Origin of the sequence: Catellatospora sp. TT07R-123, assembly GCF_018327705.1 — a bacterium.
GTDB lineage: Bacteria > Actinomycetota > Actinomycetes > Mycobacteriales > Micromonosporaceae > Catellatospora.
In genome coordinates this window covers 120,306-142,112 of sequence record NZ_BNEM01000002.1, presented here as the reverse complement: position 1 = coordinate 142,112, position 21,807 = coordinate 120,306, and the positions used below count along the sequence as shown (strand labels likewise).

The following is a 21,807-nucleotide window of genomic DNA, read 5'->3' as shown; positions in this document are numbered from 1 at the left end:
TGACCTACACCGCGAGCAGGAACTCCCGCAGTGCCCGGTAGTAGGGCTCGATGGTGGTGACGTCGACGTACTCGTGCGGGCCGTGCAGGCCGCCGCCGCCGATCCCGAAGATCACCGCCGGGATGCCGCGCTGGGAGTAGTACCGGCCGTCGGCCGCGCCATGCTTGCGCAGGAACCCGGCCGCGAACCCCTGCGCCTGCGCTGCGGCCTGCAGCGCCAGCACCTCGGGCAGGGTCCGGTCGGCCCAGTGCGGCGCGTCGGCCTGCGCGACGTCGATGTCGACCCCCGGCCCGCACACGTCCAGCAGGTACGCCCCGACCTGCGCCGGGGTGCGCCCGTCGAACCCGGCCGCACCGGGCGGGAACCGGATGTCCAGCCACGCCGTCGCGGTCGCGGGCACCTGGTTGAACGCCCGGTTGTCGGTCTCCACCCGGGCCACGTTCACCGTGGTCACCCACGCCTCGCTGGTCGGCAGCGGATATGCCGCGAGCAGCTTCTCCACCGCCCGCATCACGGTCACCAGGGCGTTGTCGCCCTGCCACGGGTAGGCGCTGTGCCCGGTGCGGCCGGTGGCCGACAGCCGCACCTGCGCGATGCCCTTGGAATCGGTGACCAGCTCCAGGCCGCTCTGCTCGCCGATGACCACGAACTGCCCGGTCACACCCTGTGCGAGCTGGTGCCCGGTGCCGTCGCGGCCACCCACCTCCTCATCGGTGACCAGCTGCAACGCGATCGGGTACGGCAGCGCCGGGGCCAGCTCGGCGAAGACCAGCGCCTGCGCCAGCGCGGCCACCTTCATGTCGTGCGTGCCGCGCCCGTACAGCCGGTCGCCGTCGCGGCGGGCGGTGAACTGGTGCGGCTCGGCCGGAACCACGTCGACGTGTCCGTTGAGGATGACCCGGAAGTCCGGCCGGCCGGCGCCGGTGTCGCGGTAGACCAGGGCGCTGGGCTTGCTCCCCGAGCTGAACCGCTCCACGGTGAACCCGGGCCCCACCCGGGCCAGGACCTCCGCAAGCACCAGGTCGAGGGCGCGGTGCAGCTCCTCGGGACGGTCGGCGGTCGACGGGACGGCGATCAGGCGCGCGGCCGTACCCAGGAAGGTCTCCAGCTCCACGGACCCATCCTGGCAGTGCGCCGCGCGCCGTGCCAGCGCTGCGGGGGTTGTCGGGCGGTGCCGATAGCATCCGGCTGGTGGACGCCCGCAGCCTCGCCTTCTGGCGCATGCGCAACCTCGGCCTGCTAGACCAGCCCGCGGTCGGTGCCGCCGCGATCGTCGGCGGCCTGGTCGCCGTGCAGTCGCAGGATTTCGGCCCGGCCAAGTGGTCGCTGGGCGACCGCGACCCCGCCGCCACCGATGCGCAGCTCGACGCGGCGTTCGCGCACGGGGACTTCCTGCGCACCCACGTCCTGCGGCCGACCTGGCACTTCGTCTCGCCCGACGACATCGCGTGGCTGCTGGCGCTGACCGGGCCGCGCGTGCACCAGCTCATCGCGTACTACTACCGCCAGCAGGGCCTCGACGACGCCGTCCTGTCCCGGGGCGACGACGTGCTGGTCCAGGCGCTGTCGGGCGGGCGGCAGCTGACCCGCAAGGAGCTCGTGCCGCACCTGGCGGCCGCCGGGCTGCCCACGGGCACGCTCGCCGTCACCCACCTGGCCATGCACGCCGAGCTCGAAGGGCTGATCTGCAGCGGCGCGCTGAACGGCAGGCAGCAGACCTACGGGCTGGTGGCCGACCGGGCCCCGCACGCGCGGGAGCTGGACCCCGACGCGGCGCTTGCGGAGCTGACGCTGCGCTACTTCACCAGCCACGGCCCGGCCACGGTGAAGGACTTCCGCTGGTGGTCCAGCCTCACCCTGGCCGACATCCGGCGCGGCCTGGACCTGGTCGGCGACCGGCTGCACAGCCTGACCGCCGACGGGCTGACGTACTGGTTCGCCGGGGCGCCGCCCGCCGCGCCGCCGGACGGGCCGGTGGTGCACCTGCTCCAGGGCTACGACGAATACCTGGTGGGCTACAGCGAGAGCAAGTTCCTGCTGGACCTGGCCCGGCGCGGCGGGTCGCGGCTGGACCGGCCCGCCGCCAACGGGGTGCTGCTGGTCGACGGCCAGTTCACCGGCCACTGGCGCCGTACGGTGAGCCGCCAGGGCGTGCTGTTCGACCTGGAGGTTTACGAGACGCTCACGCCCCCGCAGGAGGCCGCGCTGTCGGCGACGGCCGACCGGCACGGCCGGTTCCTCGGCCTGCCCGCGCGGGTCAGCGTCGCGCCGCGCTGACCGTCAGCGGGCGACCGCGCCCGAGTCGCGGTCGCCGGCCAGCTTCCCGACGTCGACCGCCTCGAAGTCGGAGCCCTGCAGGTCCTTCAGCGCGCGCAGCGCGTCGTTGGACCAGCGTTCGTCCGGGGCGCCCGACAGGTACCAGGGCGAGCCGTTGTCGGCGACGATGACGCCGTACGTCTTCATCGCCTCGGCGACGATCCGGGCCTGCTTCGGGAACTTCGACACGTCCACGCCCGCCTTCAGGCGCAGCCGCAGCCCCATCGGCGGCAGGGACGCGTCCGAGCGGTCGGAGGCGGCGTGCCGGGCGGGCCACAGGTACGTGTCGCGCGAGCGCGGCACGGTGATGCGCAGCGCGTGGTCGATGCGGCCCTTGGCGATCTCGTCGTAGCGCACCAGCCCGGCGAAGACCGACAGCCCGGCCGCGTCGGCGGAGGTCCACCCGGCCGGGCGCAGCCGGTTCGAGCGCAGGTCGAAGATCGCGCCGGAGCCCGCGCGCCAGCCGGAGCCGTTCGGGTAGGCGGCGTACAGCTCGTACACCTTGCAGGCGGCCGGGTCGTAGAGGATGACGTGGCGGTCGCCGTCGCTGCCGCGCCCGCCCTCGACCTTGGCGTCGGCGGGGACCGGGTACGGGCCCTTGTCGCTCTCACCGGCGTACTCGAAGGTGACCTTCACCTTGGCCTGGCCGGGCTTGACGGTGGTGACCGGGATGCCGATCGGGGCGCCCTCCCACAGGCCGGAGCCGAAGTCGGGGTGCATGTGCGCGTCGGCGCCGATGCTGCGCACGTACGCCGCCGAGGAGGCGTGCACGGGCAGCTTCGACACGTCCAGGCGCCACACATTGTCGGCGGGGAACACCCCGCACGCGGCCGCGGCCGCCGCCGGGCTGGGGGAGGCGGCGGGGCTGGCCACGGCGCTGGCCGCGGCGGCCGACGCGGACGGGGCGGCGACGAACGTCGGCTGCGGATCCGGGGCGGTCCCGCAGGCGCCGAGCAGGGCGGTGGTGATCAGCGCCGCGGCGGTGAGGGCGATCGGGCGGTGGGGCACCCGCGCAATGTAGTGCAACCGGGACGGCCCGGCAGCGGGACCGCCCTGCCGTATCCGGTATCACCCATACAAGCCGTTTCGTCCACGTAGCCTCGATACATGGTCAAACTCGCCAGGTCGGTGCCGTGGTACCTGGTGATCCCGCCGATCACGGCGCTGGTGCTGCTCGGCACCTGGCACCGCGAACTCGGCGTCTTCGCCCTGGTCGTCGTCGCGGCCGCCCTGATCGCCGCCGTCCTCACCGCGGTGCACCACGCCGAGGTCGTCGCGCACCGGGTCGGCGAGCCGTTCGGCACGCTGATCCTCGCGGTCGCGGTCACGGTCATCGAGGTCGGACTGATCATCATGCTGATGACCTCGGCGGGGGAGGGGCCGTCCAGCCTGGCCCGCGACACGGTCTTCTCCGCCATCATGATCGTCTGCAACGGCGTGATGGGCCTGTGCCTGCTGCTCGGGGCGCTGCGCCACGGCGAGGTCGAGTTCCGGGTCGAGGGCGTCACCGCCGCGGTGGCCACGCTCAGCGCGGTGGCGACCCTGGCGCTGGTGCTGCCGACCTTCACCACCAGCAGCCCGGGGCCGACGTTCACCGGGGTGCAGCTGGCCTTCGACGGCATCGCGTCGCTGGTGCTGTACGGCTCGTTCGTGTTCATCCAGACCGGTCGGCACCGCCAGTACTTCCTGCCCCTGGAACCCGGCAGCCGGGTCGAGTCCGACGGCGAGCACGGTCCCGGGCCGACGACCCGCGCCACCGCGATCAGCCTCGGCCTGCTGTTCCTGTGCCTGGTCGTCGTCGTCGGCCTGGCCAAGTCCGCGGCCCCGGCCATCGAGCACGCCGTCGTGGCCGCGGGCGCCCCGCGCGCCGTCGTGGGCGTCGCGATCGCGCTGCTCGTGCTGGCCCCGGAGACCGTCGCGGCGGTGCGCGCCGCCCGCCGCAACGAGATCCAGACCAGCTTCAACCTGGCGCTGGGCTCGGCACTGGCCAGCATCGGCCTCACCATCCCGGTGCTCGCGCTCGCCTCCATCTGGCTGCAGAACACCCTCGTGCTCGGCCTGAGCCCGAAGGACATGGTCCTGCTGGCGCTCACCATCGTGGTCACCACCCTGACCGTCGCGCCGGGCCGCGCCACCCTGATGCAGGGCGCGGTGCACCTGACCCTGTTCGGCGTGTTCCTGTTCCTGTCCCTGGTCCCCTGACCGGTCGCCGGCCAACGGTCATCCACTGTTTCCTTGTACGTAAACCAGCAGCTCAGGGCATGGGAAGCCGCTGTCCGATCAAGGACAGACGCGGGCCGGTCGGATCGAGCGGTGTCACGCTCCCGGCGTGTTGAAGCGATCACTTCCGTGCGGCGTGCTCGCCGTGGTCCTGGTCCTCACCGCCGCGTGCGGCGGCTCCTCGGACGACGGCTCCGCCGCGGCGCCCGGACCCGCCGCCTCGTCCGGCCCGGCCGGGATGGCCGGCACGTTCGACAACGTGACCTACGGCCCGAACGCGGTGGTCGTCGACGCCGGCGCCGTGGCGTCCGGGCTGCGCGCCGAGGACGGCAAGGTGTTCCGGTTCGCCGCCGGGACCAAGGGCATCGACAAGCTCGCCCCCGGCAAGACCGTCCTGTTCGGCGGCAAGGCGGTCCGCAAGGTGGCCGCCGTGCGCACCGAGGGCGACCAGGTCGTGGTCGAGACGGCCGACACCACCCTCAACGAGCTCGTCGACACCGGCACCGTCGGCTGGACCGTCCCGGTGGCCTGGGCGGGCCTGTCGGAGAAGGACTACAAGGCGGTCCGGCTCAGCGACGGCACCACCACCCGCGTCGCCGACGTCTCGCTGGTCCGGCAGGCAGGCGACGGGCCCTCGGTCACCAACAAGTGGACGATCGGGGGCGTCGAGGTGACCCTGAAACTCACCCCGAAGGCGACCAGGCTCGACGTGGAACTGGAAGCCTCCCGGGCCAACGCCAAGGTCACCGCGTCGGGCTGGGTCAGCAACTTCACCAACGAGACCCGGATGGAGTTCGACCACGGCGCGGGCAGGTCCATCACCAGCAACATCCGCAAACTGTCGGCCGAGATGGAGGTGACCTGGGCGGCCGTCGGGCGCAGCGGCACCGGCCTGGACACCGACATCGCCCGGCTCAGCTTCCCCTTCGAGGCGCCGATCCCGTTCGTGGTGGGCGGCATCCCGTTCACGCTGAAGGTCAAGTCGGCGATCCGGATCGTGCCCGCGCTGCGCGAGAACTCCTCCAGCGGCGGCTCGTTCAAGGTGACCTACGACGCCGACCAGGGCTTCGCCAAGTCCGGCAGCCCGCTGCTGACCGGCACGTCGGACCTGCGCACCGCCGAGGCGGTGCTCGGCGCCAAGGAGACCGTGACCGCGGGCTACCTGCCGGTCGGGTTCGGCTGGGGCTGGGAGTTCCCGCGCCTGGAACTGGCCACGCTCGGCATCGGCACCTTCGCGTTCATCACCCTCGACACGTACGTGGCGGGGGAGTTCACCCCCGGCACGACGCTGACCGCCGACATCCCGCCCTGCCAGCGCGCGTCGGCGACGCTGCACGCCATCGCGGGATACAAGCTGGAGCTGCTCGGGTTCGCGACGCTCAAGGACCAGACCACGCTCTGGGAGAAGAAGATCGAGAAGTTCAAGGACGACGAGCCCTGCACGCTCACCGGCAAGTGAACGTCGCGGGCCGGACCCCGCCCGGGGTCCGGCCCGCGCTCACGGCCGCGCGTGCCACCGGTCGGCGGTGATGCGCCACAGCACGTGGCGGCGCAGCGGGCTGCCCTCGGGCACGCTCGGGTGGTCGAAGTCCTCGGCCGGGTCGTGGGTCAGCCCCAGCCGCGCCATGACCGCCTGCGAGCGCAGGTTGGTCGTGCTGGTGAACGACACGACCTCGGCGAGCCCCAGGTCGTCGAAGGCGAACCCGAGCACGCGGCGGGCGGCCTCGGTCGCGTACCCGTGACCCCAGTACGGCCGCGCCAGCCGCCACCCGATCTCCACCGCCGGGAGGAAGGGCGCCTCGAAACGCGGCACGGACAGGCCCGTGAACCCGATGAACCGCCCGGTGTCGGCGACCTCCACCGCCCACAGCCCGAAACCGCGCTCCTCGAACCCGGCCTCGATCCGCTCGACCAGCGCATCACTGTCGGCCGGGCTCATCGTCGCCGGGAAATGCGCCATGACCTCCGGGTCGGCGTTCAGGGCGGCGAACGGCGCCAGGTCGGCCGCCTGCCAGCGGCGTAGCAGCAGGCGGTCGGTCGTCAGCAGCGGCGAGCGGTCCATCGGTCGATCCTAGGCCTTGCGCAGCCGGGCGATGGCCTCGTCGAGCACCTCGGGCCGCTTGCAGAACGCGAACCGCACCAGGTGCCGCCCGGCCGCCACGTCGTCGTAGAACACCTGCGACGGCACCGCGACCACGCCGTAGCGCTCCGGCATGGACAGGCAGAACTCCTCCCCGTCGGTGCCGCCCACCGAGCGGATGTCGGCGTTGACGAAGTAGGTGCCCTCCGAGCGCAGCACCGTGAACCCGGCCTCGGCCAGCCCCGCCCGCAACTGGTCGCGGCGGGCCTGCATCCCGGCGGTGAACCCGGTGAAGTAGTCGTCGCCCAGCCCCAGCGCCACCGCGACGGCGGGCTGGAACGGCCCCGCGTTGACGTAGGTCAGGAACTGCTTGACCCGCAGCACCGCCGACACCAGCGGCGCCGGGCCGCTGGCCCAGCCGACCTTCCAGCCCGTGCACGAGAACGTCTTGCCCGCCGACGAGATGCGCAGCGTCCGCTCCCGCATCCCCGGCAGCGTCGCCAGCGGCGTGTGCGGCCCGGCCGCGTCGTCGAACACCAGGTGCTCGTACACCTCGTCGGTCACGGCGTACACGTCGTGCTCGCGGCACAGGTCGGCCAGCAGCCGCAGCTCGTCGGCGTCGAACACCTTGCCGGTCGGGTTGTGCGGGGAGTTGAGCAGCAGCAGCCGGGTGCGCGGCCCGAACGCCGCCCGCAGCTCGTCGGGGTCGAAGTGGAACCGGCCGTCGGCCCCCGGCCGCAGCGTCACCGGGCGGCGCACCGCCTGAGCCAGGGCGATACTCGCCGCGTACGAGTCGTAGAACGGCTCGAAGCACACCACCTCGTCGCCCGGCTCGCACAGCCCGAGGATCGCCGCCGCGATCGCCTCGGTGGCACCCGCCGTGACGACGACCTCGCCGTCCGGGTCGTAGTCCAGCCCCCAGAACCGGCGCTGGTGCGCGCTGACCGCCTGGCGCAGCACGGGCTGGCCGGGGCCGGGCGGGTACTGGTTGAACCCGCCGCGCAGCGCCGCCTCGGCGGCGGCCAGCATCTCGGCGGGCCCGTCGGTGTCGGGGAAGCCCTGGCCCAGGTTCACCGAACCGGTCCGCACCGCCAGCGCCGACATGGTGGCGAAGATGGTGGTGCCGAAGGGGCGCATCCGGGCGACCAGCGGGTCGCCGGCGGGGATCGTCATGTCACCATCTTCGCCGGTCCGCCCACCGCCGGGCCACCCGGGATCATGCGGTCGCGTCGTACGCCCACAGCTGCGGCACCGCCCGCACCAGCGCCGCGACCGTGACCACCGTCAGCGCCCCGCCGATCCCGACGGCCAGGCGCGCCCCGACGGCCGCCCCGCCGAGCCCGTGCACCAGATTGGCCAGCTGCGGCCCGCCCATCAGCACCACCGTCAGCGAACCCTGGATCCGGCCGCGCATCGCGTCGGGCGTGTACGCCTGCGAGATCGCGTTGCGGAACGTGCTCAGCGCGAAGTTGACCGCCCCGCCGCACAGCAGCGCCGCCAGCGCGAACGCCAGGCCCGGCGCGGCCGCGAGCGCGATCACGCAGCAGCCCCACGCCATCGCGGCCCCGGCCATGAGCGCCCCGTGGCGCCGCCTGCGGCTGTAGGAGCCCGACAGCAGCCCGGCTGCGAACACCCCGGCCGGGTACGCCGCGTACAGCAGCCCGAGCTGCCCGCCGCCGCCCGGCGGCCCGCCGAACGCGCGTTCGGCCAGTTCCGGGTAGAGCGCCGACGGCATCGCGAACACCATCGCGGCCAGGTCGACGGCGAGCACCGCGACCAGCACCCGCTGCCGGGCCAGGTAGCCGAACCCGTCGCCGAGGCGTCGCAGCACGCCGCGGCCGGTCGGTGCCGGCTCGGTCGGCGGCAGCGGCGGCAGCCCGGCCACCGCCCACAGCACCACGCCCAGTGCGAGCGTGTCCAGCAGGTACAGCGGGCCCAGGCCCAGCACCGGGATCAGTACCCCGGCCAGCAGCGGGCCTAGCACCGCCCCGGCGTAGCGGGTCAGCGCGCTGAGGCTGTTCGCGGCCACCAGCAGGTCCGCGGGCACGACCCGCGGCACCGCCGCGCCGATCGCGGTCAGGGTCGTGCCGTAACTCAGCCCCTGCACCGCGACCAGCGCGAGCATCAGCGGCACCGCATCCAGCCGCAGCGCGGTGTTCAGCCACAGCCCCAGGTAGACCAGGCCCAGCCCGGCATTGCCGATCAGCAGCAGCCGCCGCCGGTCCGTCGTGTCCGCCAGCGCCCCAGACCACAGCGCCGAGACGACCAGCGTGCCCAGCGACACCGCGGCGGCCAGCCCGACCGCAGCCGACGAGCCGGTCAGCGTGAACAGCTGGGTCGGGACCGCGACCAGGCTGAACGAGCCGCCGACCGCGGCCACCGCCGAGCCGGTCCACAGCCGCCGGAACGCCGGAATCCGCAGCGGCCTGCGGTCCACCAGGTAGCTCGGCATCGGCACAGGATGCCACGGCCGAGGCGTCGGCACCGACCGCGTGGGAGGCCCGTCAATTCCGGATGCCGCCGCCCGAAGCGGGGCGGAGCCCCCGGCGCTGGTGCGCCGGGGGCTCCTGGGGGTGGTGCCGGACGCCTACGTCAGAGCGTCAGCGTCCAGCTGTTGATGTAGCCGGTGTCGGCCGAGGCGGCGTCCTGGACCCGCAGGGTCCAGGTGCCGTTCTTGACCTCGGTGGACAGGTTGACCGTGTAGGTCGTGTCGATGTTGTCGGTCGACCCGCCCGCCCGGTTGGACAGCACGTAGGCGCTGCCGTCCGGCGCGATCAGGCTGACCACCAGGTCACCGATGTAGGTGTGCACGATGTGCACCTCGACCTGGGAGGTCGACGAGGCGTTGCCCGAGCAGCCCGCCAGCACGATGGTGCTGTTGACGGTGGTGTTGTCCGGGATCGTCACGTCGGTGCCGTTGGTGCCGGTGCACGTCGGGGCACCCCCGCCGCCGAGGCTCAGCGTCCAGGTGTCGATCGTGCCGGTGTCCGCCGAGGCGGCGTCCTGCACGCGCAGCTTCCAGGTGCCGTTGGCGGCCTCGCTGGACAGGTTGACCGTGTAGGTCTGGTTGATGTTGTCGGTGGCTCCGCCGGCCCGGTTGGACAGGTTGTAGACCGAGCCGTCCGGCGCCACCAGGTCGACGACCAGGTCACCGATGTAGGTGTGCAGGATGTGCACCTCGACCGTGCTGGTCGCGCTGGCGTTGCCCGCGCAGCCGTTGATGTTGATCGCCGACTCGACCGTGGTCAGGTCGAGGATCGCCACGTCGGTCGAGTTGGTGCCCGAGCAGCCGGGCGGGCCGTTGACCGTCAGGGTGTAGGTCGTGGTCCGGGTGCTGCCGGGGCCGGTGCCGGTGACGGTCACCACGTAGGTGCCCGGAACGGTGCTGGCCGAGGTGCCGATGGTCAGCGTGGAGGTGCCGCCGGCCGAGTTGATCGACGCCGGGCTGAACGACGCGGTCGCGCCGCTCGGCAGGCCGGTCGCGGTCAGCGCCACGGTCTGGGCCGCGCCGTTGGTCAGCGTCGCGGTGATGGTGCTGGTCACGGAGCTGCCGGGGCTGACCGAGCCCGACGCCGGGGCGGCGGCGAGCGAGAAGTCGTTGCCGGCGGGGCAGGACGCGTCGCTGCCCGCCACGTTGACGGCGGTCCAGGCGGCCTGGACGGTCTTGTACTCGGCGGAGCACAGGCCGTACAGGTCGGTGGCGGCCGACAGGGTGTAGGCGCGGGCGGTGTTGGCCGGGGTGGTGGTGTTCACGTACGACGTGTTCGAGGTGAAGTACACGTCCAGGGCGCGGTACCAGATCTTCTCGGCCTTGGTGTTGCCGATGCCGACCACGGCCGCGGCCGAACCGCAGACCGGGCTGGTGCCGTACGACGTGGCGCCGGTGCCGACGGCCAGGTCGAAGAAGAAGTGGTTGGCGACACCGGACGAGTAGTGCACGTCGACGTTCTTGGTGCTGGTGGACCAGCAGCCGTGCGACGAGCCGTCCAGGGTCGGGTTGTACATGTAGCGCAGCGGCGTGCCGTTGCCGTTGATGTCGATCTTCTCGCCGATGTCGTAGTCGCCCGGGTCGGACGGCGCGGCGGCGTAGAACTCGACCATGTTGCCGAAGATGTCCGAGGTGGCCTCGTTGAGGCCGCCGGACTCGCCGGAGTAGGTCAGGCCGCCCGAGACCAGGGCCTCGGTCACGCCGTGGCTCATCTCGTGGCCCGCGACGTCCAGCGACACCAGGGGCTTGGCGTTGCCCGTGCCGTCGCCGTAGGTCATCTGCGCGCCGTCCCAGAACGCGTTGACGTACGCGCTGCCGTAGTGGACGCGGCTGGGCACGCCCACGCCGGTGCCGAAGATGCCGTTGCGGCCGTGCACGTTCTTGTAGTAGTCGAACGTCTTGGCGGCGCCGAAGTGCGCGTCCACACCGGCCGACTGGCGGTTGGAGTTGTTGCCGGTGCCCCAGACGTTGTCGGCGTCGGTGAAGTTGGTGCAGGTCGACGTGCCGTTGTTCATGTCGCACGTGTTGCCGTTGCCGCGCACCGGGTCGATCATCGTGTAGGTCGAGCCCGACAGGGTCGTGTCGATCGACACGGCGCCGGTGTAGATGCCCGTGCCCGAGCCCGTGACCGTCTCGATCTCGTCGAACTGGCCGATGTAGGCGCCGGTCGTCGCGTCGCTGATCACGTGCAGCTTCGACGGGGTCTGCTTGTCGGGAGCCCAGCCGTGCAGCACGGTCTCCCAGGCCAGGCGGCCCTTGCCCGAGCTGGCGTCGACGAACAGCTCCGAGCCCACGGTCGCGGTGACCGTGCCGGAGAAGTGCGCCTTCGCGGTCTGCTGTGCCTTGGCCGAGGTCACCTTGGCGGTGGTGGACAGGCTCAGCGGGTTCACGAGACCGACCGAGCTGCCCTTGTAGGCACCGTCCTTGGCCGTGTGCACGACGAAGTCGCCGCCGTAGACACGCAGGCCCTGGTAGGTACGGGTGTAGCGAACGTGGGTGCCGCTCGCGTCGCTGATGGTGCGGTCGACGCTGTACTTGTCACCCGCGGCGGCGCGAACGTCGGACGGGTGCGCGGTGATGGCGGCCTGTGCCGCCGCCAGGCCGGTGGGTCCGACCGGTGCCGCGCTCGCCGAGTTCGCCGCCACCGACAGCAGACCGCCCACGAGTAGGGCGACGCTGCCGGCCGCTAGAGATCTTTTCACGAGTCCTCCCCGACTCCGTAGAAAAGTGTGGCTGTGGCCACTGAGAGCTATGTATATAGAAGTCGGCGAAACTTTGGAAGTATCTCTTCATAATCATGCGTCGATGAGTTTGTTTCGCGGATGCTGCTCGGGTGTGTCCGCCCAGTCCGACGCAAGCTGACTGACGGCTCAGTAGGTCGCCTCCCGCGTGTCCTGTCGGGTAGGCGACTGAGCCCGTACCACCCGGACGGGGGAGCGGGCCGCGCGCGGGCCGTATTGTAGAGACTTCTTTCTAAAGCTATCTTTAGAAAGTGTCCGAGAACCGCACCGTGCCGCTGACCGACCCCGTCGCCCTGCGCGCCTTCGCCCACCCGCTGCGCATGTCCCTGGTGGGGCTGCTGCGCCGCGAAGGTCCGCTCACGGCCACCCAGGCCGCCGAGCGGCTGGGGGAGAGCGTGCCGGGCTGCTCGTTCCACCTGCGCCAGCTCGCCAAGTACGGCCTGGTCGAGCGCGTGCCCGGCGCCGACGCCCGCGAGCGCCCGTGGCGCGCCACCGCCCTGTTCACCTCCTGGGGCACCGACAGCGCCGACCCCGAGGTGCGCGCCGCCGTCGACCACCTCGACGCCGTGGTCACCCGCCGCTTCTACGACCGGGCCATCGAATGGCTGCGCACCCGCGACCAGGAGCCGGCCGCCTGGCGCCGCGTCACCGGCCCCGGCGACGTCGTCCTGCACGTGACCCTCGACGAGTACACCGAGCTGGAGCGCCGCTTCAACGAGCTGGTCGAGCCCTACCTCGCCCGCCAGTCCGACCCGTCGGCCCGCCCCGAGGGCGCGCGGACGGTCAACATCCTCCAGTTCGTCCTGACCACCGACCGGCCGCAGGACCCTGCCCCATGACCATCACCGCCCCCGACCAGCGGCAGCGCCGTTCCTGGCTGCCCCCGCTGCTGCGCCAGACCCCGTTTCGCCGCTACTGGACCGGGCAGAGCGTCTCGCTGCTCGGCGACCAGATCAGCGAGCTGGCCGTGCCGCTGTTCGCGGTCCTGGTAGCCCAGGCCGGGCCCGCCGAGATGGGCTACCTGACTGCGGCGGCGCTCGTGCCGAACCTGCTGTTCTCGCTGCTGCTGGGCGCCTGGGCCGACCGGCGGCCGTACAAGCGGCGCCTCATGATCGCCGCAGACCTGGGCCGGGCCGCGGTGCTGCTGCTAGCCCCCGCGCTGTACCTGCTCGACGCCCTGTCGATGGGCGCCCTGTACGCCGTGGCGTTCGCCGTCGGCACGCTCAGCGTCGTGTTCGAGGTCTGCCGCACCACGCTGTTCGTGTCGCTGGTGCCCCAGCGGGACTACGTGGCGGCCAGCGCGCTGCTCAACGGGTCGCGCGCGTTCTCGTTCGTGGCCGGGTCCAGCCTCGCCGGCCTGCTGGTGAAGGTGCTCAGCGCCCCCGGGGCGCTGGTGCTGGACGCCGTGTCGTACCTGTTCTCCGCCGCCACCCTGGCCCGGGTCCGCCCGGCCGAGCCCGCCCCGTCGCGCACCCCCGGCCTGGGCCTGGGCGAGGGGCTGGCGTTCCTGTTCCGCTCGCCGGTGCTGCGCGCCTGCGTGCTCGCCGCCACCACGCTCAACCTGTTCAACTACATGTACTCGGCCCTGGTCGTCCTCTACGTGACCCGCCACCTGGGCCTGTCGCCGCAGCTGCTGGGCCTCGGGCTCGGCCTGGCCGCCGTCGGGGCGCTGCTGGGCGCGGCGGTGGCCGGGCGGCTGGCCGCCCGGTTCGGCGTCGGTCCCATGTACGTCCTGGGCTACATCCTTTTCCCGGCGCCGCTGGTGCTCATCCCGGCCGCGCACGGGCCGTACCCGGTGGTGCTGGCGCTGCTGTTCGGGGCCGAGTTCCTGTCCGGCGTCGGCCTCATGATCCTCGACACGGCAGGCGGCGCCATACAGGCCGGTGTCATCCCCGACGACCGGCGGGCCCGGGTCAGCGGGGCCCAGCGCACCCTGAACTACGGCATCCGGCCCCTCGGAGCCGTGCTCGGCGGCACCCTGGGCGCGCACCTGGGGGTGCCCGCCACCCTGTGGATCGCCACGATCGGCGCCCTGGCCGGCGTGCTGTGGCTGCTGGCGTCGCCGATCCCGCGTATGCGCAGCCTGTGACCCCTAACCTGGACTCATGGGTGCGATCTCCGCCGCACGGCCGCTGGCTCTGGGCGTGGCCACCGGGATGCGTTCGCAGCTGGGGCTGGCGGCGCTGGCCGTGGCGATGCGCAAGGGGCCCCGGGACGTGAACATGGTGGTCGGCAGGCAGGTGCTGGCCAGCCCGGTGCTCAAGCAGACCCTGATCGCCACCGCGGCCGGGGAGCTCGTCGCCGACAAGCTGCCGGCCACGCCCAGCCGCCTCAACCGCGGCCCGCTGCTGGCCCGCCTCGCGCTGGGCGGGGCCGCCGGAGCCGTGCTCGGCTACGCGGAGAAGCGGTCGGTCGTCGCGGCGGTGACCGGGGCGGCGCTGGGCGTGGCGGGCGCCGGCATCGGGGCGTACGGCGGCTACCACCTGCGGGCCGCGCTGGACAGGCACACCGACATCCCGGACCGGTACTGGGCGGTGGCCGAGGACGCCACCGCCATCGGCCTGGCCGCCTTCGCGGTCGCCACCGGCGCCCACACCGACGGCCAGGCCGAACCCGAGCCGGAAGAGGCTTAGGCGGTCACAGCGGCGCGACCCAGTACGGGCTGACCTCGATCCAGCCGTTGGCGGCGGCGCCGTTGAGGTGGCCGCTGCTGCCGGTGGTCAGGGTGTACCAGGAGTCGACGTAGTCGGGGTCGTCGGTCCACCACGAGGTCGGGATGGCGTTGATGATCGCGTTGACCAGCGGGATGTAGACGCCCTGGTCGGTGATGGTCAGCAGCGCGGTCGCGATGGCCTGGGCCAGCGACTGGTAGTTGGTGTCGCCGTCGTCCTCCATCATCACGACGTCGGCCAGGTTGTACTTGTACGCCGAGAAGTGCACCAGCAGCTGGTTGGGGTAGTACGTGGTGCCGTCATAGTCGAGGTAGGGCATCTGCACGATGTCGACCTTCGGGTGGCCGTCCAGGCCGAACCCGCCGACGATGCTGTAGATCTCGGCGGCGCCCTTGATCCACGGCTCCTCGTCGTCGGACAGGCGCACCGCGTTCACCTTGGTGGCCCAGTAGCCGCCGGACAGGGCCGCGGCCGGGCCGGCGGGGGCGACGCCGCGCTGGGCGAGGGCGTGGCGCACCAGGTCCAGCCCGGCCGGGACGGTCCTGGCGGAGTCCACCTCGACCACCAGCACGGGCTGCTGCGGGGCGCGGGCGGGGTCGAGCAGCACGGTGCGGCCGCTCGGGTCGTACGCGGTGATGGCGGTCGCGGTGTCGTCGGTCGGCGCGGTGGCGACCAGCGGGGCCTGGCCGCGGGCGAGCGCGGCGCGCATCTGCGGCAGGGCCAGGCGCAGCTGGGTGACCGCCCCGAGCGAGGCGGGCAGGCCCTTGGCGGCCAGCACGGCGCGGTCGGCCGCGGCGGCGTCGGCGTGCAGGCGCGCGACCCCGGCCAGCGTGACCGGCCCCGCCTGGACGGCGCTGGTGACGGCGGTGCGGGTGTCCCGGTCGGCCAGGGCCAGGGCGACCCGGTGGGCGAGGCCGTCCAAGGTGGCCGCGACGGTGGTCGGGGTGGTCTGCGGACCGGCGGCGGTGTCGGGGCGGGCGCCGGCGGGGGTCGGCAGGCTCAGGGCGAGCAGGGCGGCCGCGGCGACCGGGAGGATCCGGCGCGGTGCGATGAGTTGCACGGGTGGCTCCCTCGGGGGTGGGCGAGCGGACGCTCGTGGCGACGCGCTCATATATCTATATGGATGAGTAGTCTTAACCGGTTCGTCCCACCAAGGCAAGGTGTCGCTGTTTGCTGTCGTGTGAACAGAGGCCACCCGGTCGCGGTACGGGTTTGATCTCGGTTCTGCGGTGTCCGGAAACAAATCAGTAACCAGCATTGACACCCCGTGGACCTGCGGTAGAGGCTTGCTCCGCGCATGAGACAACGATGTCAAGTTCTCAGGATGGAGGAAGCATGCGTCTCTCGAGGCGTATGGCCGTCGCGGCCGTCGCATTCGGAACGCTGATGGCCACCGTGGCCTGCACCAGCACCGAAGACCCCGGCACCGGCACGGGCACCAAGGACGTCGAGGTGTTCACCTGGTGGGCGGACGGCGGTGAGAAGGCCGGTCTCGACGGTCTGGTCGCCGTGTTCGGCACCGACTGCAAGGACTTCAAGTTCGTCAACGGCGCCGTCGCCGGTGGCGCGGGCAGCAACGCCAAGCAGGTGCTGGCCTCCCGGCTGCAGCAGGGCACCCCGCCGGACACGTTCCAGGCCCACGCCGGTGCCGAGCTGTCGGACTACATCAACGACGACCAGGTCCAGGACCTGTCGGCGCAGTACACCGAGTGGGGTCTGACCAACGCCTTCCCGAAGGGCCTGATCGACAACCTCACCGTGGACGGCAAGATCTACTCCGTGCCGGCCAACATCCACCGCGCCAACGTGCTGTGGGGCAACAAGACCGTGCTGGCCAAGGCGGGCATCACCAAGGACGCGACCACCCTCGACGGGTTCTTCGCCGACCTGGACAAGCTGAAGGCCTCCGGTGTGGCCGCGCCGCTCGCGCTGGGCAAGGACTGGACGCAGCAGATGCTGTTCGAGGCCCTGCTCATCAGCAAGCTCGGCCCGGAGAAGTTCAACGCGCTGTGGAACGGCACGGGCGACTGGACCGGCGCCGACATGACGGCCGCGATCAACGACTACAAGAAGCTGCTCACGTACACCAACAAGGACCGTGACACCTTCGACTGGACCGACGCCGAGAAGATGCTGATGGACGGCAAGGCCGCCTACCAGCTGATGGGCGACTGGGAGGCCGCCGACCTCGACGCCAAGGGCTTCAAGGACTACAGCTACTCGGTGTTCCCGGGCAACGGCGCCGTGTTCCAGTGGCTGGCCGACTCGTTCGTGCTGCCCAAGGGCGCCAAGAACGCCGAGGGCACCAAGTGCTGGCTGAAGACCGTCGGCAGCGCGGCCGGTCAGGCCGAGTTCAACAAGAAGAAGGGCTCGATCCCGGCCCGCACCGACGTCCCAGCGGACGGCTTCCCGGCCTACCAGCAGGCGGCCATGAACGACTGGAAGACCGCCACCCAGGTCCCCAGCTGCCCGCACGGCTCGGCCTGCGCGCAGACCTGGCAGGGCGCGGTCGGCTCGGCCCAGGGCAAGTTCTCCACCGACGGTGACGTCGCGGCGCTGCAGGCGGCGCTCGCGTCGGCGGCCGCGGAGTTCGGCCCCAAGGCCAAGTAGTCGAGTACGTGATAGGAAGGGCACCTTCCCCGATACACGTTGGGAAGGTGCCCTTCCTCACCCCTAGGAGGTCGCGTTGCGCCACCGTAAGCGGACCTGGATCCCCGGTCTGCTGCTCATCTCCCCCTCACTGATCCTGCTGGCCGTCTTCGTGTACGGACTGATCGGCTGGACCGTCGACCTCTCGATGCAGGATCGCCACAACGCGCGACCGTCGAAGGGCTTCGTCGGCCTCGACAACTACGACAAGCTGTTCAACAACGACATCAACGACCGGTTCACGCACTCGCTGATGAACCTGCTGGTGTTCACCGTCGTCTTCATCGTCGGCACCATCGTGCTCGGCCTGCTCTGGTCGCTGCTGCTGGAGCGCGGCGCCCGCGCCGAGGGCTTCTTCCGCACCATCTACCTGTTCCCGATGGCGGTGTCGTTCGTCGCCTCGGGCGTGGTGTGGCGCTGGCTGATGAACCCCGGCCAGGGCGAGAACGCGGGCGGCATCAACGCCGTCTTCGAGGGCCTCGGGCTGCACTTCCTGGAAGGGCCCTGGTGGACCGACCCGGACTGGGGCATGGCGGCCATGGCGATGCCCGCCGTCTGGCAGCTGTCCGGGTATGTCATGGCGCTGTTCCTGGCCGGGTTCCGGGGCATCCCCGACGAGCTGCGCGAGGCCGCGGTCGTCGACGGGGCGACCACCTTCCAGCTCTACCGCCGGGTCCTGTTCCCGCAGCTCACCCCGACGATCCTGTCGGCGCTCATCGTCACCGGGCACATGTCGATGAAGATGTTCGACCTGATCATGTCGGTGTCCGGGGCGCAGTGGCTGACCGAGGTCCCGGCCGTGTACGTCTGGCAGACCCTGCTCACCCGCGACTATGCCAAGGCCGCCGCCATCTCGGTGTTCCTGCTGCTGGTCGTCGCGGTCGTGGTCGTGCCGTACCTGGTCCACGTCAACCGGTCGGAGAAGCGGTCATGACCACCCAGACCATGGCCGCCCCGACGACGGCCGCCCCGCCGGTGACGCCCCCGCCGGGAGCGGCGCGGCGGGTGCTGCCCAACGTGGTGCGCTACGCCCTGCTGCTGTTCTTCGTGCTGATCGTGCTGATGCCGCTGTACGTGCTGATCGTGACCAGCTTCAAGTCCGGCCGCGAGATCGGCGTCAACGGCCAATGGACCCTGCCCGAGACGTGGACCTTCGCCTCCTGGGAGAAGGCCTGGATCTCGCTCGGACCGTCGTTCGGGCGCACCTTCCAGTTGGCGATCCCCGTCGCGCTGCTGTCCTCGTTCATCGGGGCGGCCAACGGGTTCGTGCTGGCGCGCTGGCGGTTCCCGGGCGCAGACGTGGTGTTCACGCTGATCCTGTTCGGCATGTTCATCCCGTACCAGGCGGTCATGATCCCGCTGCGGGAGGTCGTCCTGTGGCTGGGCGTCGCCCCCGGCATCCCGACGCTGATCTTCGTGCACACCGTGTACGGCATCCCGATCTGCACGCTGATCTTCCGCAACTACTACGCGACCGTGGTGCCGGAGGAGCTGATCGAGGCGGGCATGATGGACGGCGCCGGCCTGCTGCGCACCTTCCGCTCGCTGATCCTGCCGATCTCGATCCCGGGCTTCGTGGTCACGGTCATCTGGCAGTTCACCTCGTCGTGGAACGACTACCTGTTCGCGATCTTCATGTCGAACACGCGCAACGGGCCGATCACCATCGCGCTGAACGCCCTGGCGGGGGCGCAGTCGCCGGACTACGCCGCGTCGATGGCGGGGGCGCTGATCACGTCGCTGCCCACGCTGGTGGTGTACATCCTGCTGGGGCGCTGGTTCATCGGCGGCCTGATGGCGGGCTCCGTCAAGAGCTGACAGAGCTGAGGAAGGGCACCTTCTCATCGCATTGCGCGGTATGAGGTGCCCTTCTCCACGTCCGCGCCGCACCCGGCGACCGGGCGACCGGCGCCGATCCGTCGCCACCGGAGCGTCAGGGTTTGCGGCGCTGGCGTTCGAGCTCCTGGCGTACGCTCTCGCGGACCCGCTTGCGCGACGCGACGAACTCGGCGCGGTCGGCCTCCCTGACCTCGACCCGGACCAGCGCGTTGGCATCGACGTCGATGATCACCTCGACATACCCGGTCCGGGAGCTGACCTCGCGGCGTTCGATCGGCTGCAGCTCACCGGCCAGCCGCTCGAACACCTCCACCACATGCGCCCGGCCAGGGCCGTCGGAGAGCTGGAAAGCCTCGCTGCGCTTGGTCGGGATCGTGGTCTGCGCCTCGACGAGTTTCTCATGGGCGCGGTGGCGGACCGGATCGACGGCGACGACCGCGAAGTCCTCGTCGTTGTCGGGATGGGCGGTCTTCGTGCAGCCGACCACGATGTCGTAGTGGAGCAGGTTCAGTATCAGCAGGTCGTTGACTTGCCCGGTGAGGATCCCGGCCTGCACCGCGCCACCGCGGACCACCGCGGTCTCCGGCGATCCGCCGACGACTCGGTCGAGACCTAGTTCGGCCAGGATCTCGCCGACGGTGAAGATCCGTCCGCCCTGGCCGGCCAGGAACACCACCGGTTTGTCTTCTCCGGGCAGGGTGTACCGCAGCGCTTCGCGGATCTTGGCGCGGATCCCGGCCGACATGTGCTGCGTCAGCAACCGGAACGTCGGCCGGTCGATGCCGATGCTGACGTCGCGGTAGCCCTGCTGCCCGTCGGGGAGGTCGGTCAGCAGCAGCGACGCCGCCTCCTGCCGCCCGAGTTCGCGCTTGGCCCGCTCGGCCTCCTGCCGGATCAGCGCCTCGATCTCCGGGGTCAGCTCGTTGTGATAGCCGTGGCGGCCGCGCAGCTGGTCCACGGCGTAGTCGAACAGTGCCTCGTCGAAGTCGAGGCCGCCGATGAACTGGCTGCCCACCGATGACTTGAGTTCGGCGACGCCGTGCTCGTACTCCAGCAGCGCGACGTCGAACGTGCCGCCGCCGAGGTCGACGACGAGGATCTGGTCGTCCTCGCCCGCGTCGGTGACGATTCCGGCGAGGTTGGGTTCGCCGACGAACCGGATGACCTCCCACTCCGCCAGCCGGAACGCCTCATGCAGCGCGGCGACCTGGGCCCGGTTGAAGTTGGCGGGATAGGAGGCGACACACCTTGTGACGGGGGCGCCGAGCGCCTCCTCGGCGTTGCGGCGCAGCGAGCGCAGGATCAGGCTGGCGACCAGCTCGGGACTGACCGAGCGGCCGTCGACGGCGTACCCCCGGTCGGAGCCCAGGCGCCGCTTGACGTGCCGGATCGTGGCCTCGGGCCGGAACCGCTCCGCCTCCACGGCCGCCGTGCCCACCAGGTAGTCCGAGCCGGGCAGGAAGTGCACCACCGACGGCACGACCAGGCGGTTGTCCGGGCCGGGCAGCACCACCGGCCTGCCCGCGTCGTCCAGGGCCGCGACCAGGGAGTACGACGTCCCGAAGTCCACCGCGACCACGGGTTTCGCCGACAGCCGCAGCAGCTGCGGGACCGGCCGGCTCCGGACCTCGGTGCCGAGCGGGGTCGCCGCCGTCCAGGCACCGCCGCGCGCCGGTGACACCAGTTGCAGATGCTGCACGCCCAGCGGCTCGACCCGCGAGAACGGCGTCTGGCGCGGCTTGCCGTGCGCGGCGGCCAGTTCGGGCACCCGCCGGGCCAGGTAGGTGTCCAGCTCGTGCACGGTGCGGCAGCGCCCGACGTCGCTGAGCGCCTCGCACAGCGCGGCCGAGAAGATCCCCGACTGCAACGCCTCGGCCTCGTACGACACGCGGCCGGGCTGGCACGAGCACAGTGACACCACCCCGGACGGGCACAGGGCCGCGATGTCGACCTGCCCGGCCCCGCCCGCCGACTTGCCGCCCTCGACGACGTTGCGGCAGGCGTCGAGCATCAGCACGGTGTGGGGCGCGTCGGCCCGCCCGAGGTGCTGCACGATCCGGTCGAACGGCAGCGCGGTGTCCTCCAGCTCCTCGGCGACGCAGTCCAGCGGCAGCAGGTACTGCGTGCCCGACCGGGACTGGATGCCGTGGCCGCTGAAGAAGAAGTAGAGGATGCCGTCCGGGGTCAGGTCCCGCGCCCGCACCAGCTGGCGCAGGATGTTCGACTTCGTCGGGCGCAGCCACGGGTCGCCGGCCTGGTCGTGCATCAGGACCAGCCGCTGCTCGGGCACGTCGCAGCCGTCCCGCAGCACCTGGGCCACGGCCTGGGCGTCGCGGGCGGCGAACCGCAGCGGCGCGATGTCGGGATCCTCGTACGACGAGCAGCCGACGACGATCGCGGTGTTCACGCGCGGCGCCGGAAGGTCAGCTTGATGCCGCCCCGGACCTCGCTGGACACCGACCCGATCATCCGGACCTCGCCGGTCGCCGACACGTCCAGCGACACCTCGAACGACTCCAGCTCGTAGCCGCCGCGGGCGGTCTCGGCGGCCGCGACGACCTGGCCGAGCTGGTCGCAGACCGCGGACAGGTTCCCGGCCAGCACCCCGGCGTCGAGCACGCCGACGTGGGCGGCGGCCTTGCGCGCGGCCGAGAAGACGCCCTTCTCGCCGTCCACGGGGGAACCTTCGACGGTGATGACCGAGAGCGTGCCGCCGGGCGTGGAGTCCATGCGGCGCAGTGTATTACGGCTGTCCGATCCGGAACGCCGCACGGTGCCCGGTCCGCCACGGTCGGTGAGGCG

Annotated in this window: 18 protein-coding genes; 9 read left to right on the top strand and 9 right to left on the bottom strand. The window is 71.7% G+C overall.

The annotated features are described in order from the left end of the window. Positions 1–4: 4 nt before the first annotated feature. Positions 5–1,114 carry a M20 family metallopeptidase gene (locus Cs7R123_RS21015; RefSeq protein WP_244872052.1) on the bottom strand — a complete coding sequence of 370 codons (1,110 nt, stop codon included), beginning with the start codon at positions 1,112–1,114 and terminating at the stop codon, positions 5–7. 77 nt (positions 1,115–1,191) lie between these two features. On the opposite strand from Cs7R123_RS21015, the gene Cs7R123_RS21010 reads away from it, so the two are divergent. Continuing rightward, positions 1,192–2,277, top strand: coding sequence for a winged helix DNA-binding domain-containing protein (locus Cs7R123_RS21010; protein ID WP_212829422.1), 1,086 nt, complete (start codon positions 1,192–1,194; stop codon positions 2,275–2,277). A 3-nt stretch (positions 2,278–2,280) separates the two neighbouring features. Here the strand turns inward: Cs7R123_RS21010 and Cs7R123_RS21005 are convergent, their stop codons facing one another. Further along, positions 2,281–3,324, bottom strand: coding sequence for a hypothetical protein (locus tag Cs7R123_RS21005; protein WP_212829421.1), 1,044 nt, complete (start codon positions 3,322–3,324; stop codon positions 2,281–2,283). 99 nt (positions 3,325–3,423) lie between these two features. Here Cs7R123_RS21005 and Cs7R123_RS21000 point away from each other — a divergent pair, with 99 nt between their 5' ends. After that, complete coding sequence (locus Cs7R123_RS21000; protein WP_212829420.1) at positions 3,424–4,518, top strand: calcium:proton antiporter; 1,095 nt, start codon at positions 3,424–3,426, stop codon at positions 4,516–4,518. Positions 4,519–4,645: 127 nt separating this feature from the next. Next, entirely contained in the window at positions 4,646–5,995 is a 1,350-nt protein-coding gene (locus Cs7R123_RS20995; RefSeq protein ID WP_212829419.1) for a hypothetical protein, read from the top strand. Positions 5,996–6,034: 39 nt separating this feature from the next. Here Cs7R123_RS20995 and Cs7R123_RS20990 read toward each other — a convergent pair whose 3' ends face one another. From Cs7R123_RS20990 to Cs7R123_RS20975, 4 genes are all read right to left on the bottom strand, one after another. Next, complete coding sequence (locus tag Cs7R123_RS20990) at positions 6,035–6,598, bottom strand: GNAT family N-acetyltransferase (RefSeq protein ID WP_212829418.1); 564 nt, start codon at positions 6,596–6,598, stop codon at positions 6,035–6,037. Positions 6,599–6,607: 9 nt separating this feature from the next. Beyond that, positions 6,608–7,789: a pyridoxal phosphate-dependent aminotransferase gene (locus Cs7R123_RS20985; protein WP_212829417.1), complete on the bottom strand. Its 1,182-nt coding sequence runs from the start codon at positions 7,787–7,789 to the stop codon at positions 6,608–6,610. Between the two features lie 43 nt (positions 7,790–7,832). Beyond that, a complete protein-coding gene (locus Cs7R123_RS20980) occupies positions 7,833–9,068 on the bottom strand; it encodes an MFS transporter (RefSeq protein WP_212829416.1) in 1,236 nt (411 codons plus the stop codon). Between the two features lie 140 nt (positions 9,069–9,208). Further along, a complete protein-coding gene (locus Cs7R123_RS20975; RefSeq protein ID WP_212829415.1) occupies positions 9,209–11,806 on the bottom strand; it encodes a M4 family metallopeptidase in 2,598 nt (865 codons plus the stop codon). A gap of 290 nt (positions 11,807–12,096) precedes the next feature. On the opposite strand from Cs7R123_RS20975, the gene Cs7R123_RS20970 reads away from it, so the two are divergent. From Cs7R123_RS20970 to Cs7R123_RS20960, 3 genes are read left to right on the top strand one after another with little or no spacing between them, the layout of a single operon-like run. Continuing rightward, positions 12,097–12,684: a helix-turn-helix domain-containing protein gene (locus tag Cs7R123_RS20970; RefSeq protein WP_244872051.1), complete on the top strand. Its 588-nt coding sequence runs from the start codon at positions 12,097–12,099 to the stop codon at positions 12,682–12,684. Next, on the top strand, positions 12,681–13,934 hold the full coding sequence (locus Cs7R123_RS20965) for an MFS transporter (protein ID WP_212829414.1): 1,254 nt from the start codon (positions 12,681–12,683) through the stop codon (positions 13,932–13,934). The genes Cs7R123_RS20970 and Cs7R123_RS20965 overlap by 4 nt, the downstream gene beginning before the upstream one ends. Before the next feature lie 16 nt (positions 13,935–13,950). Beyond that, positions 13,951–14,478: a DUF4126 family protein gene (locus Cs7R123_RS20960; protein ID WP_212829413.1), complete on the top strand. Its 528-nt coding sequence runs from the start codon at positions 13,951–13,953 to the stop codon at positions 14,476–14,478. A 4-nt stretch (positions 14,479–14,482) separates the two neighbouring features. On the opposite strand, the gene Cs7R123_RS20955 is transcribed toward Cs7R123_RS20960, so the two are convergent. Then, a complete protein-coding gene (locus Cs7R123_RS20955; protein ID WP_244872050.1) occupies positions 14,483–15,577 on the bottom strand; it encodes a DUF3103 family protein in 1,095 nt (364 codons plus the stop codon). Between the two features lie 275 nt (positions 15,578–15,852). Here Cs7R123_RS20955 and Cs7R123_RS20950 point away from each other — a divergent pair, with 275 nt between their 5' ends. The 3 genes from Cs7R123_RS20950 (at position 15,853) to Cs7R123_RS20940 (ending at position 18,984) form a co-directional block, all read left to right on the top strand. Next, on the top strand, positions 15,853–17,127 hold the full coding sequence (locus Cs7R123_RS20950; protein ID WP_212829411.1) for an ABC transporter substrate-binding protein: 1,275 nt from the start codon (positions 15,853–15,855) through the stop codon (positions 17,125–17,127). A 76-nt stretch (positions 17,128–17,203) separates the two neighbouring features. Beyond that, complete coding sequence (locus Cs7R123_RS20945; RefSeq protein WP_212829410.1) at positions 17,204–18,100, top strand: carbohydrate ABC transporter permease; 897 nt, start codon at positions 17,204–17,206, stop codon at positions 18,098–18,100. Then, entirely contained in the window at positions 18,097–18,984 is an 888-nt protein-coding gene (locus tag Cs7R123_RS20940) for a carbohydrate ABC transporter permease (protein WP_212829409.1), read from the top strand. Before Cs7R123_RS20945 ends, Cs7R123_RS20940 begins: the two co-directional genes overlap by 4 nt. 115 nt (positions 18,985–19,099) lie before the next feature. Here Cs7R123_RS20940 and Cs7R123_RS20935 read toward each other — a convergent pair whose 3' ends face one another. Together Cs7R123_RS20935 and Cs7R123_RS20930 are read right to left on the bottom strand one after the other, a co-directional pair. Continuing rightward, positions 19,100–21,412 (bottom strand): Hsp70 family protein, encoded by a 2,313-nt coding sequence (locus Cs7R123_RS20935; RefSeq protein WP_212829408.1) that lies wholly within the window; start codon positions 21,410–21,412, stop codon positions 19,100–19,102. Continuing rightward, on the bottom strand, positions 21,409–21,735 hold the full coding sequence (locus Cs7R123_RS20930) for a hypothetical protein (RefSeq protein WP_212829407.1): 327 nt from the start codon (positions 21,733–21,735) through the stop codon (positions 21,409–21,411). Before Cs7R123_RS20930 ends, Cs7R123_RS20935 begins: the two co-directional genes overlap by 4 nt. Positions 21,736–21,807 lie beyond the last annotated feature (72 nt).

What these genes read in the sequence shown, in the direction of transcription:
- Cs7R123_RS20965 (WP_212829414.1), top strand. Translation starts at nt 12,681, where the DNA reads ATGACCATCACCGCCCCCGACCAGCGGCAGCGCCGTTCCTGGCTGCCC.
- Cs7R123_RS20930 (WP_212829407.1), bottom strand. Translation starts at nt 21,735, where the DNA reads ATGGACTCCACGCCCGGCGGCACGCTCTCGGTCATCACCGTCGAAGGT.
- Cs7R123_RS20940 (WP_212829409.1), top strand. Translation starts at nt 18,097, where the DNA reads ATGACCACCCAGACCATGGCCGCCCCGACGACGGCCGCCCCGCCGGTG.
- Cs7R123_RS20985 (WP_212829417.1), bottom strand. Translation starts at nt 7,789, where the DNA reads ATGACGATCCCCGCCGGCGACCCGCTGGTCGCCCGGATGCGCCCCTTC.
- Cs7R123_RS20960 (WP_212829413.1), top strand. Translation starts at nt 13,951, where the DNA reads ATGGGTGCGATCTCCGCCGCACGGCCGCTGGCTCTGGGCGTGGCCACC.
- Cs7R123_RS20990 (WP_212829418.1), bottom strand. Translation starts at nt 6,598, where the DNA reads ATGGACCGCTCGCCGCTGCTGACGACCGACCGCCTGCTGCTACGCCGC.
- Cs7R123_RS20980 (WP_212829416.1), bottom strand. Translation starts at nt 9,068, where the DNA reads ATGCCGAGCTACCTGGTGGACCGCAGGCCGCTGCGGATTCCGGCGTTC.
- Cs7R123_RS21000 (WP_212829420.1), top strand. Translation starts at nt 3,424, where the DNA reads ATGGTCAAACTCGCCAGGTCGGTGCCGTGGTACCTGGTGATCCCGCCG.
- Cs7R123_RS20950 (WP_212829411.1), top strand. Translation starts at nt 15,853, where the DNA reads ATGCGTCTCTCGAGGCGTATGGCCGTCGCGGCCGTCGCATTCGGAACG.